Raw genomic sequence first — 14,162 nt, 5'->3', positions numbered from 1 at the left:
TCTTTTCGTCGATGGCAGCGGGGACGCCGGTAGGGAGGCGCCCCCGCCGCTTTGAGGTCAGAACTTGTAGACGATCGAGCCCTGCCAACTGCGCGGGGTTTCCGGCAGCACGATGGTCGAGCCGAACAGTTCGGTGAAGTTCGCGCGGAAGTAGCGTTCGTTGGTGGCGTTCTTCACCACCACGCGGAACAGCCACGGCCCGGTCTCGTAAGATGCCGAGACGTCGACCTTGGTATAGGCGGGCAGCTTCACGACCTGCGACTGGCCCGAATAGACCGAATCCACCTTCACGGCGCTGGCGCTGAGCGCGATGCCGTTGTCGAAGGCGTAAGTGGCCGTCAGCGAGTAGAGGTTGGTCGGAATGCCCGCGCGGCGCGAGGCGTTCTTGTCGGGGATCAGCACCAGGCCGATCGGCTGCCCGCCGAGATAAAGCGTGGGGTCGGTGACGTTGACCAGATCCTCGATGCCGAAGAAGCTGAACAGCGTGCCGTTCTCCAGCGCGGTCAGGTTGTAGACCTTGGTGCGGGTATAGCCGCCGGTGATGAGCAGGTGGTCGTTGACCGACCAGCGCGCCTCGGCTTCGAGGCCCTTGGTCTCCACCGACTGGTTTACCGTGATCGACTGGATGTTGTAGTCGGTACGCTTCTGCTTGTAGACCGACAGCGCAGCGTAGAGACGGTCGTCGAGGAAGCTGCCCTTGATGCCGCCTTCATAGAGCTTCGACGCCGAGATGAAGGTCTTGCCCGCGATGTCCCCGGCGTAAAGCTCGGCACCCTGCCCCGCGATCACCGTGGACTGGCGGGCGATCGTGGCATAGGGGATCAGGCCGAAGGGCAGCTTGTAGTTGGCGCTGGCCGACCATGACCAGGCACCCTTGCTGCCGCTGGCGCTGTAGAGCCCGCCAAGGTCGGCGACGTCCGCCGGGAGCATCTTCGTGATGTCGTATGTGGACTTGGCCTTCACGTAATCGTAGCGCGCGCCCACGGTAATCCCGAGGCCGAACGCGAAGTCGATGTCGGCAAGGCCGGCCATCGCATAGTCGGTATAATGGCCGCTGACGTAATTGTTGTAGCCGCAATCCGCCGCCGTATAGCCGGGCTCGTCGCTGAGCGGGCATTCGGTGGCCAGCAGGCGGTCGGAGGCGGCGGTGTAGCCCTTGGTCAGGTCCACGCGGTGGAAGTATTCGTAGTCGAAATCGTCACCGTGCTTGAAGTTGGTGTAGCGGATCGACGGCGAGAGCTGGAAGGCGAACTTGCCGAGGTCGTTCTCGAACTTCTTGGCGACGACGATCTTGTCCTCGAACACCCAGGAATCGTGGAACTGCGCGAAGCCGTAGCTGTTCTCGTTGATGTTCTCGTAGCTGTCGTAGAACGCCTGGTTCTTGACGCTCCAGTCGTCGTCGCCTTCCCAGATCAGGTCGGCATAGAGCGTGGTGGCGCGGGTATCGAGGCGGTCGTTCTTGCCTGCCAGCACGTCGCGGCGGCTGAGCTTGGCGGTGCCGGTATCGGTAAGCGCCATGAGCGGGTTGAAGGAACTGTCGGTGAAGGAGGAGGCGGGGACGCCGAACGGCCCGAAGTTGTTGCCGTGCGCGATGAATTCGCCCGCCGATATCTGGCCGTCGCCGTTGTCGTCGATCGATTGCGCGGAACCGGTGATGTAGGTGCCGTTATCGACGAGATCCTGCGTCAGGCGGTTCCAGCCGCCGTTCTGCACGCCCTTGAAGTTCTGGTACATGCCGCCGAATTCAAGCCGCAGGTTCGGCGTGAAGTCGGTATCGAACGCGGCCTGGAGGACGGTGTTCTTGGTGGAGATGTTGCGGTAGTAGCTGCCCGAATCCTCTACCTCGGCAAACAGGCTGTAGCCGAATTCCTGCGAGCCGATCTTGCCGGGGCCGCGCATTTCGGCCTTGAGGTCGGCCTTGTCCCACGAACCGCCGGTAAAGCTCACTTCGCCTTCCGGGTGGCTGAGATAGGAACCGCCCTTCACGCGCGCGGTCTTGGGAACGAAGTTCATGTAGCCGCCGGTCTTCGACGGGCCATAGATCGGCGAGGCCGGGCCGCGCACGATGTCGATGCGGTCGGAAGCGCCGATCGGGGTCGGGTAGTTGCCCGGATTGTCGAGACGGCGCATGCCGCGGAAGTAGACTTCGCCCGGCGTGCCGCGAATGTCGAGCGCGCCGCCGACACCGAAGAACGAGTTGGTGAACGTGCCCGGCGCCTGCGCGACGAGATCGTAGATGTCGCTGATGCCGAAGCGTTCGATCTGCTCGCTGCTGATCGTCGATGCCGAGCGCGGCGTCTCGGTCAGCGTCTTGTCGAAGCCGAAGACCGATCCGACATCGGCAACCGGCAAGGCGCCCAGCGAACCGGTGACGACGATTTCCTTGCCCTCTTCAGGCGCGGGTTCTTCTGCCGCCGCTTCCGCCGCGAAGGCGGGAGCCTGGATCGCCGTGCAGCACAGCAGCGTGGCGGCGAAACTCAAGGCGGATCTGCGCAAGGCATGACGCCGCGGCGCGGTACGGGATTCCATGTGCGTATCAATCGATGCGGCCATCGTGCCAGCCCCCTGAAACCGTACGGATAATCGCGCCCCTCGCGGTTCCGCCGGCCTGTTGTTGAACCCCGTCTCCCGTGAGGTTGTGATTGTTGCGGCGCACCGTGACCGGGCGCGCCGGGTACTCGAAACTATCCCTTGCCGCCCGGTGCGGGCATGAGCCGTTCAAGGCCCTGCTCGAACGCGTCGAGCCGCTGTTCCAGCGTGACCTGAAGCCGAGCCTTCTCGCTGCGCGCCAACAGCGCGCGGCATGGCGCGGCATCGAACCCGGCGGTACAGGCGGCGACCGGCTCACCGGGCACGCGCCCGCGCCAGAGGCTCTCACCGGGCACGAAGGCGAATTCGAGGCTGGCGCGCGTCACCTGCTTGAGGTCCGCATAATGCAGCCCCTGCTCGCGCGCGGCGCGCATGTATTCCTGGGTAAGATCGGTGCGCAGGATGCCCTGGTCATCGGTGGAAAGCGTCACCGGCACGCCGAAGCGGCGGTAGAGCTGGATCGGATGCTCGCCCCCGCGAACACCCAGGATCACGTCGTTACTGGAAAGGTTTATCTCCACCGCAACGTGATCGCGCGCCATTCGGCGCAGCGTGCCGGCGGCATCGTCCTCGTAAGCGATGGCCACCCCGTGGCCGATGCGCTCCGCCCCGGCATCGAGCGCCTTGCGCATGTGATTGCGGATACCGGCAGGCGGCACCAGTCCGAAGGCAAGCTCGCCCGCATGCATCGTGCGGTGGACGCGCGGATACTTGCCTTCGAGGAAGCGGAACATCGCCATGTGCAGGTCGTAGTCGCGCATCGAGACCGGCCAGTCCTCGGGCTGGACGATGTTGACCCCGACATAGCGCGGATCGGCATCGGCCAGCGCGAACGAGGCGATCAGCGAGCGGAACACCTGCGCGGGCGGCAGCGCGCGGAAGGCGCTGGCAAGATAGTGGACCGCAAGGCCGCAGGCTGCCTCGGCCGAGGACGTGCCGCAGCCCATGTCGGCCCGTACCTGCTTCTCGTCCCGGTCCAGTTCGGCGCGGGCCTTGGCGATCGCCGGGGCAAGACCGGCCAGTTCCTGCGCATAGCGCGCCTCAAGCCCCGTCTCGTCCAGCGGCACATCAGGCGCGGCGAGGATATAGGCCATCATCGCATCCGGATTGTGCATCAGTTCGAGGTACGTCGCGCTGTCGCCCGCGGACGTGCGCAGCGCGACTTCCATCGCCGGAACCGTATGCCCCGGCGCAACCGGGCCGAAGCGCTCGAAACTGATGAAGAACTGGGTGTGCCCGGAAACCTCGTCCCGGCCGATCCCCTTCTGCCAGCCGCGCGTGCCGAGGTGATCGACCAGCCGCGCATAGTCGAAGGGCCGTTCGGCGGCGATGCGGGTGATCCTGTCGGCATCGGCGCAGGGCGGCGGCAGCAGCTTGAGATCGCTTCCGGCGCAGAAGCCCGCCTTGCCCGCCCAGTCCAGCCAGTCCTCCGCCGAAGGGGTGCCGCCAAGGTGGTTGTGCAGGTCGCCGCCCTTGGGCATCGCCTGAAGGAACAGGCGCAGCATCGCCGCGTTGCCGGACAGTTCGTCGAACAGCGCCGAGGCTTTCGCCTCGCCCGCCGCATCGGCATGAGCGACCGACGCCGACGCCAGCGCCGCCGCCAGCACCGCCGCCGCGGCAAGCCCCCTGGCAAGCGCGCGTCTCGGGGCCGGCTTCACGGCCGGGGCGCTCCCGGAACGGTATCGCGATACTTCGCCCAGCCCGCCAGCAGTTCATGCACCACCGGCCCGCCAACGCGGTAATTGGCCTCATAGGCGACAAGCTGGCCGGGGCCTTCGTCACCCACGCTGTTCAGCGCATCGACGCCCGGCGGCGGCATGGAAGGGTTGCTGGCCGTGCGCAGCACCAGCACGCGCCGGGGATCGACGAGCCCCTGCGCCGCGCCGTTCAGCATGGCGCCCGCCATCGACTGGCTCTCCATGTTGGTCATGACGAAGCGGCCCTTGCCGCCGGTCCACAGCCTGACCCAGTCGCGCGCCCATTGCGTGCGGGCCGGGCCGTGCCAGTAGCGCACCGAGCCCAGCGTCTCCCCCATGAGCACGAATGGCGGCTTCTGGGCATTGGGATATCCGGTCCACGCAGCGCGCGCCCTGGCGAGATCGGCGTTGTCGGGGATCGGCACGGCTTTCGTCATGTCGAAGGCCCACTGCGCAAGCCCCTGGTCGAGCGTGACCGCCATCGACAGCGCGCCCGCATCGGTCATGCCGGCGAAACTGTCGGGATTGTCGGGAAGCTGGTTCGGAGCCTTGGCGCCGATGGCGAAGAGCCCGTAAGGCCAGTTCTTGGCCACCTCGCGGTCGTCGAACTCGCGCAGGGTATCGCCCGAGACCACCCAGCGCGACCAGGCCGCACTGCCGACCGAGGCCACTTGCGGATCGACCCCGGAGATGCCGGTGAACAGCCAGTAGGTCTTCGAAAAGTCGAAACGGGGATCGAGCAGCAGCGCGGTAAGCTGTTCACCCACGCCGCTCAGCAGCGAACCGGCATTGCCCCAGACGATGCCGTAGAGCCCATCCTTGTTACGCAGCAGTGGATGAAGCACGCCGCGCACGGCGATCTTCTCGTCCAGATGTTCGCGCTCGGCCCAGAGCTGGAATTCGCCGGGGGCATCGCCCTTGTCCTCGCCCGGTTCGAAATTGGCGACGACCACGACCTTCACCGGAATCGGCGCGATTTTCGGAAGCTGCGGCACCGGCGGTTGGGCAGCCGATGCCGTAGCGCATGGAACCGAACCGGCCATCGCCAGCGCAGCCAGAAGCCGCCCCCACCGGGGACGTTTTTCGCAAACCCTCATCATTGCCCTGAACCCCGCAAGCGGGGGCGCCTCCGCGTCGGGTGTCCCTTTTACAACCCTTCGCGGAAGATGCGCCCCCTACCGTCATGCGCTCGTGCACCGGCCGCCACCTCTTGGGAGAGGAGAAATCGCTGCCGGTGCCGTCGCACGTTTCGGTGTTGCCCATTGCGTAAGGGCTTGACACGGTGCGAGCAAACGCAATGAATTCGACACATCATTGCAAAAATTAGAGCGGGTCCAGAAACACCACCATGCCGGCATTTTCGCGCTTCCTGCGGTACTTCATGGCGGTGGGCCGCCTCGGCTCGATCCGCAAGGCCGCCGACGAACTGAACGTTTCCGCCTCGGCGATCGACAGGCAGATCCTCAACGTCGAGGCCGAACTGGGCCTGCCGCTGTTCGAACGCCTGCCCACCGGCCTCCGGCTGACGGCGGCGGGCGAGATGATGATGGCATCGGGATCGCAGTGGCAGCAGGGCATGGTCAGCCTGCGCACGCGGATCGAGGACTTGCGCGGGCTGAAGCGCGGCCACGTCGAGATCGCGGTGATCGACGCGCTGGCCAAGGGGCACGTTCCCGCCACCATCCACGCGATCCAGCAGCGCTATCCCGGCATCACCATCGGCGTGAAAGTGCTGGGCAACGACGCGGTGCGGCGCGCGGTGAGCGACGGCACCGTCGATTGCGGCATCCTGTTCGAACCGCATTCCTATCGCGACCTTTCGGTCCGCGCCTTCACCGAAGTCGTGCTGGGGTTCATCACCCCGCCCGAGCACCGGCTGGCCACCCTTCCCGAAGCGCGTTTCTCGGCCTGCGCGGGCGAACCGATGATCGTCCCGGCGGACCCGCTTGCAGTCTACCAGCAGATCGCGGTGCTCGAAGGCGCCACCGGCATCACCCTCGACCGCAAGGCCAGTTCGGACAATATCCAGATGATCACCTCGCTGGTGCTCCAGGGCACCGGCATCGGCGTGCTCACCTCGCTGGACGTGCGCACCGAGGTCCAGCGCGGACTGCTGAACTTCACGCGCATCTCCGATTCGCTGCTCAGACCCATGACTCTGGCCCTCTGCACCGCCACGGCACGCACTCCGTCCTATGCCGCGACCATGGTCCTGGGTGAATTCGAGAACGGCTTTGCACAGCTTGGACACGCCGCATCAAAGACTTAGGTGCGACATATTCGATTACGCGACGTGCGGAAAATTGCCGTGATTGCGAATTCCGCATGAAATCGATAACCGGGCTACTTTCCCGACATGATCGTTTCAGGATTCGCCCCGCATGAGTGAAGCCGCCGAGCCCCAGCTCCATTTCCTCGAATACTACGAAGATTTCCTCGCCAAGGTCCGCCAGCTTTCGCGGCAGATCCAGCAAAACGAGTGGCAACCCGAGTTCGTGATCGGCGTCGGGCGCGGCGGACTGGTGCCGGCCGTCTACATCTCGCACCAGCTCGGCCTGCCGATGCTCTCGATCGACCATTCGGCCAAGATCCCGGGCTTTGCCGACGAACTGATCGCCAAGGTCGCGGCGATGAGCGCACAGGGCACCCGCCTGCTGTTCGTGGACGATATCAACGATACCGGCGGCACCATCGAATATATCCGCGGCCAGCTCACGCAGGGCGGCGGCGATCATGACAACTTGCGCTTCGCCGTCGTCATCAACAACAAGAGCTCGAAGGTCGAAGTCGACCTCTGGTCCGAAGTGATCGACCGCGCCGACGACAAGCGCTGGTTCGTGTTCCCCTGGGAATCGGTGGGCACCCGCGACAGCATCGTGGAAGAAGCGCTTTCGGTCCCCGAACGGCTGGCCTGAACGCTTCCTTCAAGCACCGGTGAGCCGGGCCGAGCGCCCAGCTTGCCGGTGGCCCAGCTTACCGGCGGCTGGCGGCCATCACTTGCACCATCAGCGCGTCCAGCCGCGCCGCGTCGATCTTGCGCACCACGGTTGCCTTGCGTTCGCCAAGGCCGGGCTGATATCCTTCGCGCCAGCTCAGCATGTCGCCATAGCCCGCGCCGAACTGCGCGTTGTAGTCAACGTAAAGCTCTTCCGCCTCGGTCACCATGCCCGGGTCGAGCAGGACACCGGCGGCGATCTCGTCCCACATCGGGAAGCCTGCCTCCATGCCGCCGATGAACCGGCCCAGTTCCGGCGCGGCCGCCGCGCTCATCGCCTTGACCAGTTCCGGGGTCAGCTGCGTGCCGGTGGCGGGATCGGCGGGCACCACCGTGATCTTGCGCCAGGGACTGCGCGAAACGATGCTCGCCGCCTCGGGATCGAAACGGGCGTTGAATTCGCGGCGCGGCGAATTGGCATATTCGCGCGCGAACTGCGCGGCCGAAACGTTGTCCAGTTGCTGCTGCGGATTGAGGCTCCCGCCCATGTAGACCAGCTCTCCCGCCAGCGCGGCGAACTCGGGATCGAGCCGCTGCGCCAGCGCAAGGTTCGTCAACGGGCCGCAGGCGACGATGGTGATCTGCCCCGGATACTTGTGGACCATGCGGATCAGGAAGTTCGCCGCGATTTCGGGCGAGGCCTTCAGTCCTGGATTGCCCCAGGGCAGGTCCACCGGATCGGTCGGTCCATGGTAGGCAGGCGTCGATTGCCGGGTAGGCTCGACCCACTGCTTCATCCACGCGCCCTTCCACGTCAGCTTGCCGTAGAGCGCTTCCCAGCGCTCCGTCAGCGCTTCGGAATTGAGCAGCGGATAAGTCGCGCCCTGAACCACCGGCACATCGCCGCGATGGGCGATCTCCAGCCCGCGCAAGGCCATCGCGGTTGCCCGATTGGCCCAGGTATTGCCGGAGACGGTGGTGATGCCAAGCACATCGACCCGATCGCTTTCCAGGAACATCAGGTGCATGAGCGCGAAGCCCTCGTCATCGATGATGACCTTGCGCCTCGCGCCGTCGGCATGGGCGGCAACCGGCAGCAGAGCCGCAAGCACCGCCAGCAATACGGCGCGAAGCAGGGCCTTCATCGGCGATGGTCCGCCATGTAGGCGTCAAGCGCGCCGAGATGCGCCGCTACCGCGCTTTCTGGCAGGAACGAGCCGGTGAAGCTGTTGCGCGCCAGCGTGGCCAGCGCTTCCTTGCCAAGCCCGCGAGCCGCCGCGACGGCGCGGTAATTGTCCGCGACATAGCCGCCGAAGTAGGCCGGATCGTCAGAATTGATGGTAGCCTTGAGCCCGTGAGCCAGCATCGCGTCGATCGGGTGATCGGCCAGGTCGTCCACCACGCAGAGCTTGTGGTTGGAAAGCGGGCAGACCGTCAGCGTCATCTCCTCGCGCACCAGCCGCTCGATCAGGGCCGGGTCTTCCAGCGCGCGATTGCCATGGTCGATGCGGTGGACGCCCAGCAGGTCCAGCGCCTGGTGGACATATTCGGGCGGACCTTCCTCGCCCGCATGCGCGGTGATCCTGAGGCCCTTCGCGCGCGCGGCGGCGAAGACGCGGGCGAACTTCTCGGGCGGATGGCCGACTTCCGAGGAATCGAGCCCCACCGCCTCGATCCGGTCGAGCCACGGCTCCGCCTGGGCCAGGGTGGCGAAGGCCGCCTCTTCCGAAAGGTGCCGCAGGAACGAGAGGATCAGGCTGCTGGACATGCCGAACGCCGCTTCGGCGGCGGCCATGGCGGAAAGCAGCCCCTCGATCACTTCGGCGAAGGGCACGCCCCGGTCGGTATGGGTCTGCGGATCGAACATCAATTCGGCATGGACCACGCCGTCCGCCGCCGCCCGCGCGAAGTAGGCCATCGCCAGATCGTGGAAATCCTGCCGCTTCAGCAGCACGTTCGCGCCCGCGTAATAGATGTCGAGGAAGTCCTGCAGGTTGGAGAATTCATAAGCAGCGCGAACTTCCTCCACGGTGGCGAAGGGGATCGACACGCCGTTGCGTGTCGCCAGCGCGAACATCAGTTCGGGTTCGAGGCTGCCTTCGATGTGGAGGTGAAGCTCGGCCTTCGGCAGGCCGGCGATGAAAGTGTCGAGGTCGGTCATTCGGTATCCCTGTCCCAGGCGCAGCGGCCCAGCAGATAAGTGCGCGCGACGGCGCGGTCGTCGCCCAGCACCTGCAACGCGAAGAGCCGTTCGGCAAGGTCGGCGTGGCGGGTGCGACGGGCGAGCAGCGGTGTCGCCTGCGTATCGAGTACCACGAAATCGGCCTCCTGCCCCACTTCGAGGCTGCCCACCCGGTCAGCGATATGAAGCAGGGCGGCGCTGCCCGCCGTCGCCAGCCACAGCGCCCTGAACGGATCGAGCGCGGTGCCTTTCATCAGCGCGGCCTGATAGGCGATCCCCTGGGTGTGCAGCAGCGAGAAGGTCGTCCCCGCCCCCACGTCCGAGCCGAGGCCGAGGCGTATCCCGTGCCGGTCGGCCTGTGCGAAATCGAAGAAGCCCGAACCGAGGAACAAGTTGGAACTGGGGCAGACCGCGATCCCCGCCCCGCTTTCGTGCAGCCGCCGGCAGGCGCGATCCGGCAGGTGAATGCCATGCGCGAACACCGATCGGCCGGTGACGAGGCCGAACCGGTCGTAAGCGTCCAGATAGTCCGCCGCCGCGCTGAAGCGCGCTGCCACTTCGGCGCATTCGCGGCGGTTCTCCGCAAGGTGGGTGTGCATCAGCACGTCCGGATGCTCGGCCAGCAGGGCGCCCGCATCGGCAAGCTGGGCATCGGACGAAGCCAGCGCGAAACGCGGCGTCACCGCGTAGCCCAGCCGCCCGCGTCCGCGCCAGCGGCGGATCAGCGCCTCGCTGCCCGCCCGGCCCGAGGCCACGGTGTCGTTCAGGCCGTCGGGCCCGAGGTCCATCAGCACTTTGCCCGAGATCAGCCGCATGTCCCGGTCAAGCGCGGCCTCGAACAGGGCATCGACGGACTGCTCGTGCACGGTTGGGAAGACCAGCGCGCTGGTGGTGCCGTTCCTCAGCAGTTCGCCCAGGAAGAAGGCGGCGACGGCATCGGCATGGGCCTTGTCCGCGAAGGCCTTTTCCGCCGGAAAGATGTGGCGCTCCAGCCAGTCGAGCAATTGTTCGCCATGAGAGGCGATGCGGTCCGTCTGCGGATAATGGACATGGGAATCGACGAAGCCCGGCACGACGAGGCCCGGCAGCGCTTCCACCGGGACACCGGCATATCGCTCCGCCAGTTCGGCATGGGGGCCGCGCGCCGCGACCACGCCGTCCTCGACCACCAGCAGCCCGTCCGCTTCGTGGCGGACGGCCTGGGGATCGCTGCGCGGGTCTCGGGAAACGGACAGGAATTCGCCGCGAAAGGCGCGGATCATGCAGCAGGCCTCTTCAGGATCGGACGCGGCGCCATCTCAGCTTCCCCGGTAAGTCGAATAGCCGAAGGGAGAGACGAGCAGCGGAACGTGATAGTGCCCCTGCCCGTCCGCCACGCCGAAGTCGATGGACACACGGTCAAGGAACGGCGGTTCCGGCAGGGTCATGCCCCTGCCGCGAAAATAGGCGGCCACCGCGAAAGTCAGGCGGTAGGCCCCCGGATCGAGCGCGGGAATGCCCGGACAGCGGCCATCGGCATTGGTCGTGCCGGTGAACAGCACCGCCCCGCCGGCGCCGGCGAGTTCCAGCGCGATTCCCTCGGCCGGGCAGCCATGGGCCGTGTCGAGAACGTGCGTGGAAAGCGTGCTCATGCGGCAAACTCCGGCAGCACCGGCCAAGCGCCCAGGAACTCGTGCTCGTCATAAGTCAGGAACTCGGCCACCAGCACCTCCCGGTCATCGAGGAACAACTGGTCCGCCACGCCCCTGACAAGGCGCGGCAGGGCGTTCTGCAGGCCCGAAAGCGCCGATGCGGAAAGGCCGAGGCTGACGAGCGCGGAATAGTTGAACGCGAACAGCCCGTGCAGCGGCGCGGGGTCCACGCCCTGCCGCGCGGTGAACTCGAACGCGGGGCCAAGGTAGGGATGTGCGTCGATCAGGGCATTGCGCGGCCCGGTCGGGACCACCCGCTCGCCCCAGCGCTGGATAAGCCCGGCCACTTGCCCCAGTTCGGGGCGCAGGCCCGGATCGCTGACGAGACCGGTGGAAACCACCACGAAGTCGAATTCGTGGAAGCCCTGCGGCGTCGTCACCCGCACGCGGCCCTCGTGCTCCGTCACGTCGAGCCACGGCGCGCCAAGGTGCAGCGCAAAGCCGGGCCATGCGGCGGCACGTTCGAAAGTGTCGTTGGTAGGCGGCTGGTTGTGGCCCAGGAAGCAGTCCATCGCCGCATACTTGGTGGCATCGTCCAGCGCGGGATAGCGCGCGGTGAACCCCACCCGTTCCATGAAGCGGATCGGATTGACGCGCGGCAGCGCCTTGCGGCGAATGAAGACTTCCGCCGCCGCCACGCCCTGCGAAAGCGCGAAGTTGGCATTGTCGAAAGCCGAAGCCCCGCCGCCCAGGATGCCGATGCGCTTGCCGTGCAGCGCGGCGAAATCGATCGGCTCGCTGGTATGCGCCCAGAGCGATCCCGGCAGATTGTCGCGCACCATGGCGGGCGTGTGCCATTCCCCCCCGCCCTGGATGCCGGTGGCGAGCACGACCTTGCGCGCCTGTTCCACTTTGCCGTCCGCGAAGTGCAGGCGGTGCAGCCCGGCTTCGGGCAAAGGCTCTATCCGCAGCAGCTTCGCGCCGTTCGTCACCGGCAGGGCGAGCGCGCGGCGATACCAGCGCAAGTATTCCATCCAGTCGCCACGGGCGATCTTGTCCACCGCCGCCCAGCCTTCCGCGCCGTGCTGCGCTTCCCACCATGCGCGATAAGTGAGCGAGGGAATGCCGAAATCGATCGGGTTGAGATGCTTGGGCGTGCGCAGCGTGACCATGCGCGCATAGGTTTCCCACGGCCCTTCGAACCCGGGCTCGTTCTCGTCGAACACCATGACATTGCGCACGCCTTGCGAACGCAGCCCGAAGGCGGCCGAAAGCCCGCACTGCCCGCCGCCGATCACCGCGACGTCAAGCACGTCCGCGCCCTCGAACATGCGCGGCCGTACCCATTCGGGCCGGTCATGACCGATCAGCTCCAGCTCGCGCGCCAGCCGCTCTTCGAGCGCGGCCAGTCCGACCTCGCTCATGCCGCATCCTCCAGCCGCAAGCGCACGATTTCGCCGATCTGTTCCAGCGCCGTCGCCACTTCGGCGTCGCGTTCGTTGCCGAGGCGGCGCTCCATCGCGGCAAGGATGCCCGCCTTGTCGGTCAACCGCACGCAGATGATGAAGGGAAAGCCGAACCGGGCGCGGTAGGCGGCGTTCAGCGCGTGGAAGCGTTCGTATTCCCCCGGCGTCAGGCGGTCGAGCCCGGCACTGGCCTGTTCGGCGGCCGAAGCCTCGGTCAGGGTCCGGTCGATCGCCGCCTTGCCCGCCAGTTCGGGATGCGCGCGGATCAGGGCGAGCTGTTCCCCGGCGCTGGCCTCATGCATCACCGCCAGGAGATCGGCATGGCGATCCCCCGAGAAAGGCCGCGCATCGGCGCGCTCCTCCACCCAGGGGCTATGTTCGAAAAGCGCGGTCACGACGTGCTCCCTTCGAGGCTGACATGAGCGGAAACGACCTTCCAGCCGTCATCGAAACGCACCCAGCTCTGCGTCTGGCGGCCGCGACTGTCGGAACCCTCGCGGAAGAATTCGGCATCGGCGGTGGCGAAGCTGTCACCATAGACGGTGATGGCGACACGCCCGAGCCGGCGCTGCGGCGAGCCGCCGCGTCCCTTGCGGAATGCGCGGATTTCCTCGATCCCGTAAAGCACTTCGCCCACGCCGTAGCGGTTGGTGGTGGGCGCCTGATGAAACAGGGCGTCCATCGCCGGAACATCGTCCGCCATCAGCGCGCGCTCGTAGGCGCGAAAGGCAGCGGCCACTTCGGCGTGAAGCACGGGATCGTCGATCTTCATGCCGGGAAACGCTCCTGCCAGTGGCGCGCGATATCGATGCGCCGGGCAACCCATCCGTCACCGCTGGCGACGACATGATCGAGGAACCGGGCAACGGCGCGGGCGCGGCCGGGCTTGCCGGCAATGCGGCCGTGCAGGCCCACCGACATCATCCGCCCGCCTTCCTCGCGAAGCTGATCGTAAGTGTCGCGCATGTGGCGGAAGAACTGCTCCCCCTCGGTAAAGCCGTTGAGCGCCACGATCTTCATGTCGTTCACGTCGAGCGTATAGGGCACCACGAGCTGCGGTTTGCCGTGCCGCCTGTCCCAATAGGGCAGGTCGTCGGCATAACTGTCCGCATCGTAGAGGAAGCCACCCTCCTCGGCGACGAGCCGCGCGGTATTGGGCGAGGTGCGGCCCTGATACCAGCCGAGCGGGCGGCTGCCGGTGAGCCTTTCGTGAAGCGCGATGGCTTCGGCGATGTGAGCGCGTTCCACCGCTTCGGGCACGTTCTGGTAATCGATCCAGCGCAGGCCATGGCTGGCGATTTCCCAGCCGGCCTCCAGTATCGCGGCGACGGCTTCGGGGTTCATCTCCATGGCCCTGGCCACGCCGAACACCGTCACCGGCAACCCGCGCCCGGTGAACAGCCGGTGCAGCCGCCAGAACCCTGCGCGGCTGCCATATTCGTAAAGGCTCTCCATCGCCATCGCCCGGTCGGCATGGCTGGCCGCGCCGACCATCTCGCTGAGGAAGGCCTCGGAGCGTTCGTCGCCGTTGAGGACGGAATTCTCCGCGCCTTCCTCGTAGTTGATGACGAACTGCACCGCCACGCGCGCCCCGCCGGGCCACTGCGGATCGGGAGGCGTGCGGCCATAGCCGACGAGATCGCGGGCCATGTCCGCCCCCTT

Annotated in this window: 13 protein-coding genes; 2 read left to right on the top strand and 11 right to left on the bottom strand. The window is 66.5% G+C overall.

Annotation, left to right across the window (positions count from 1 at the left end):
- Positions 1-57: 57 nt before the first annotated feature.
- The 3 genes from U9J33_RS05180 to U9J33_RS05170 all read right to left on the bottom strand — a co-directional run bounded on the left by U9J33_RS05180 (position 58) and on the right by U9J33_RS05170 (position 5,248).
- Positions 58-2,481, bottom strand: coding sequence for a TonB-dependent siderophore receptor (locus U9J33_RS05180; protein ID WP_324698320.1), 2,424 nt, complete (start codon positions 2,479-2,481; stop codon positions 58-60).
- Positions 2,482-2,684: 203 nt separating this feature from the next.
- Entirely contained in the window at positions 2,685-4,247 is a 1,563-nt protein-coding gene (locus U9J33_RS05175; protein ID WP_324698318.1) for an adenosine deaminase, read from the bottom strand.
- Positions 4,244-5,248, bottom strand: coding sequence for a purine nucleoside permease (locus U9J33_RS05170; RefSeq protein WP_324698316.1), 1,005 nt, complete (start codon positions 5,246-5,248; stop codon positions 4,244-4,246). The genes U9J33_RS05175 and U9J33_RS05170 overlap by 4 nt, the downstream gene beginning before the upstream one ends.
- A gap of 386 nt (positions 5,249-5,634) precedes the next feature.
- On the opposite strand from U9J33_RS05170, the gene U9J33_RS05165 reads away from it, so the two are divergent.
- Together U9J33_RS05165 and U9J33_RS05160 are read left to right on the top strand one after the other, a co-directional pair.
- Positions 5,635-6,555 carry a LysR family transcriptional regulator gene (locus U9J33_RS05165; RefSeq protein ID WP_054440025.1) on the top strand — a complete coding sequence of 307 codons (921 nt, stop codon included), beginning with the start codon at positions 5,635-5,637 and terminating at the stop codon, positions 6,553-6,555.
- A 112-nt stretch (positions 6,556-6,667) separates the two neighbouring features.
- Positions 6,668-7,201 carry a phosphoribosyltransferase gene (locus U9J33_RS05160; protein ID WP_054440022.1) on the top strand — a complete coding sequence of 178 codons (534 nt, stop codon included), beginning with the start codon at positions 6,668-6,670 and terminating at the stop codon, positions 7,199-7,201.
- 58 nt (positions 7,202-7,259) lie between these two features.
- Here the strand turns inward: U9J33_RS05160 and U9J33_RS05155 are convergent, their stop codons facing one another.
- Genes U9J33_RS05155 through puuE form a run of 8 tightly spaced genes read right to left on the bottom strand, consistent with a single transcriptional unit; the run spans position 7,260 to position 14,150 of the window.
- Positions 7,260-8,366, bottom strand: a complete 1,107-nt coding sequence (locus U9J33_RS05155) for a nucleoside hydrolase (RefSeq protein ID WP_324698313.1) — start codon at positions 8,364-8,366, stop codon at positions 7,260-7,262.
- Positions 8,363-9,382, bottom strand: coding sequence for an adenosine deaminase (locus U9J33_RS05150; protein WP_324698311.1), 1,020 nt, complete (start codon positions 9,380-9,382; stop codon positions 8,363-8,365). The genes U9J33_RS05155 and U9J33_RS05150 overlap by 4 nt, the downstream gene beginning before the upstream one ends.
- Positions 9,379-10,665, bottom strand: a complete 1,287-nt coding sequence (gene guaD / locus U9J33_RS05145) for a guanine deaminase (protein WP_324698309.1) — start codon at positions 10,663-10,665, stop codon at positions 9,379-9,381. Before guaD ends, U9J33_RS05150 begins: the two co-directional genes overlap by 4 nt.
- A gap of 36 nt (positions 10,666-10,701) precedes the next feature.
- Positions 10,702-11,034 (bottom strand): hydroxyisourate hydrolase, encoded by a 333-nt coding sequence (gene uraH, locus U9J33_RS05140; protein ID WP_132469494.1) that lies wholly within the window; start codon positions 11,032-11,034, stop codon positions 10,702-10,704.
- The gene (locus tag U9J33_RS05135) at positions 11,031-12,458 is read right to left on the bottom strand and encodes an NAD(P)/FAD-dependent oxidoreductase (RefSeq protein WP_324698307.1); all 1,428 of its coding nucleotides are present in this window, start codon (positions 12,456-12,458) and stop codon (positions 11,031-11,033) included. Before U9J33_RS05135 ends, uraH begins: the two co-directional genes overlap by 4 nt.
- Complete coding sequence (gene uraD, locus U9J33_RS05130) at positions 12,455-12,895, bottom strand: 2-oxo-4-hydroxy-4-carboxy-5-ureidoimidazoline decarboxylase (protein ID WP_324698305.1); 441 nt, start codon at positions 12,893-12,895, stop codon at positions 12,455-12,457. Before uraD ends, U9J33_RS05135 begins: the two co-directional genes overlap by 4 nt.
- On the bottom strand, positions 12,892-13,272 hold the full coding sequence (gene hpxZ / locus U9J33_RS05125) for an oxalurate catabolism protein HpxZ (RefSeq protein ID WP_324698303.1): 381 nt from the start codon (positions 13,270-13,272) through the stop codon (positions 12,892-12,894). Before hpxZ ends, uraD begins: the two co-directional genes overlap by 4 nt.
- Positions 13,269-14,150: an allantoinase PuuE gene (gene puuE / locus U9J33_RS05120; protein WP_324699008.1), complete on the bottom strand. Its 882-nt coding sequence runs from the start codon at positions 14,148-14,150 to the stop codon at positions 13,269-13,271. Before puuE ends, hpxZ begins: the two co-directional genes overlap by 4 nt.
- Positions 14,151-14,162 lie beyond the last annotated feature (12 nt).

It is taken from the genome of Novosphingobium sp. RL4 (assembly GCF_035658495.1).
GTDB lineage: Bacteria > Pseudomonadota > Alphaproteobacteria > Sphingomonadales > Sphingomonadaceae > Novosphingobium.
The sequence above is the reverse complement of the archived record's forward strand: the minus strand, read 5'-3'. Positions and strand labels throughout refer to the sequence as shown.

What these genes read in the sequence shown, in the direction of transcription:
- U9J33_RS05165 (WP_054440025.1), top strand. Translation starts at nt 5,635, where the DNA reads ATGCCGGCATTTTCGCGCTTCCTGCGGTACTTCATGGCGGTGGGCCGC.
- U9J33_RS05160 (WP_054440022.1), top strand. Translation starts at nt 6,668, where the DNA reads ATGAGTGAAGCCGCCGAGCCCCAGCTCCATTTCCTCGAATACTACGAA.
- U9J33_RS05155 (WP_324698313.1), bottom strand. Translation starts at nt 8,366, where the DNA reads ATGAAGGCCCTGCTTCGCGCCGTATTGCTGGCGGTGCTTGCGGCTCTG.
- U9J33_RS05150 (WP_324698311.1), bottom strand. Translation starts at nt 9,382, where the DNA reads ATGACCGACCTCGACACTTTCATCGCCGGCCTGCCGAAGGCCGAGCTT.
- guaD (WP_324698309.1), bottom strand. Translation starts at nt 10,665, where the DNA reads ATGATCCGCGCCTTTCGCGGCGAATTCCTGTCCGTTTCCCGAGACCCG.
- uraH (WP_132469494.1), bottom strand. Translation starts at nt 11,034, where the DNA reads ATGAGCACGCTTTCCACGCACGTTCTCGACACGGCCCATGGCTGCCCG.
- U9J33_RS05135 (WP_324698307.1), bottom strand. Translation starts at nt 12,458, where the DNA reads ATGAGCGAGGTCGGACTGGCCGCGCTCGAAGAGCGGCTGGCGCGCGAG.
- hpxZ (WP_324698303.1), bottom strand. Translation starts at nt 13,272, where the DNA reads ATGAAGATCGACGATCCCGTGCTTCACGCCGAAGTGGCCGCTGCCTTT.
- puuE (WP_324699008.1), bottom strand. Translation starts at nt 14,150, where the DNA reads ATGGCCCGCGATCTCGTCGGCTATGGCCGCACGCCTCCCGATCCGCAG.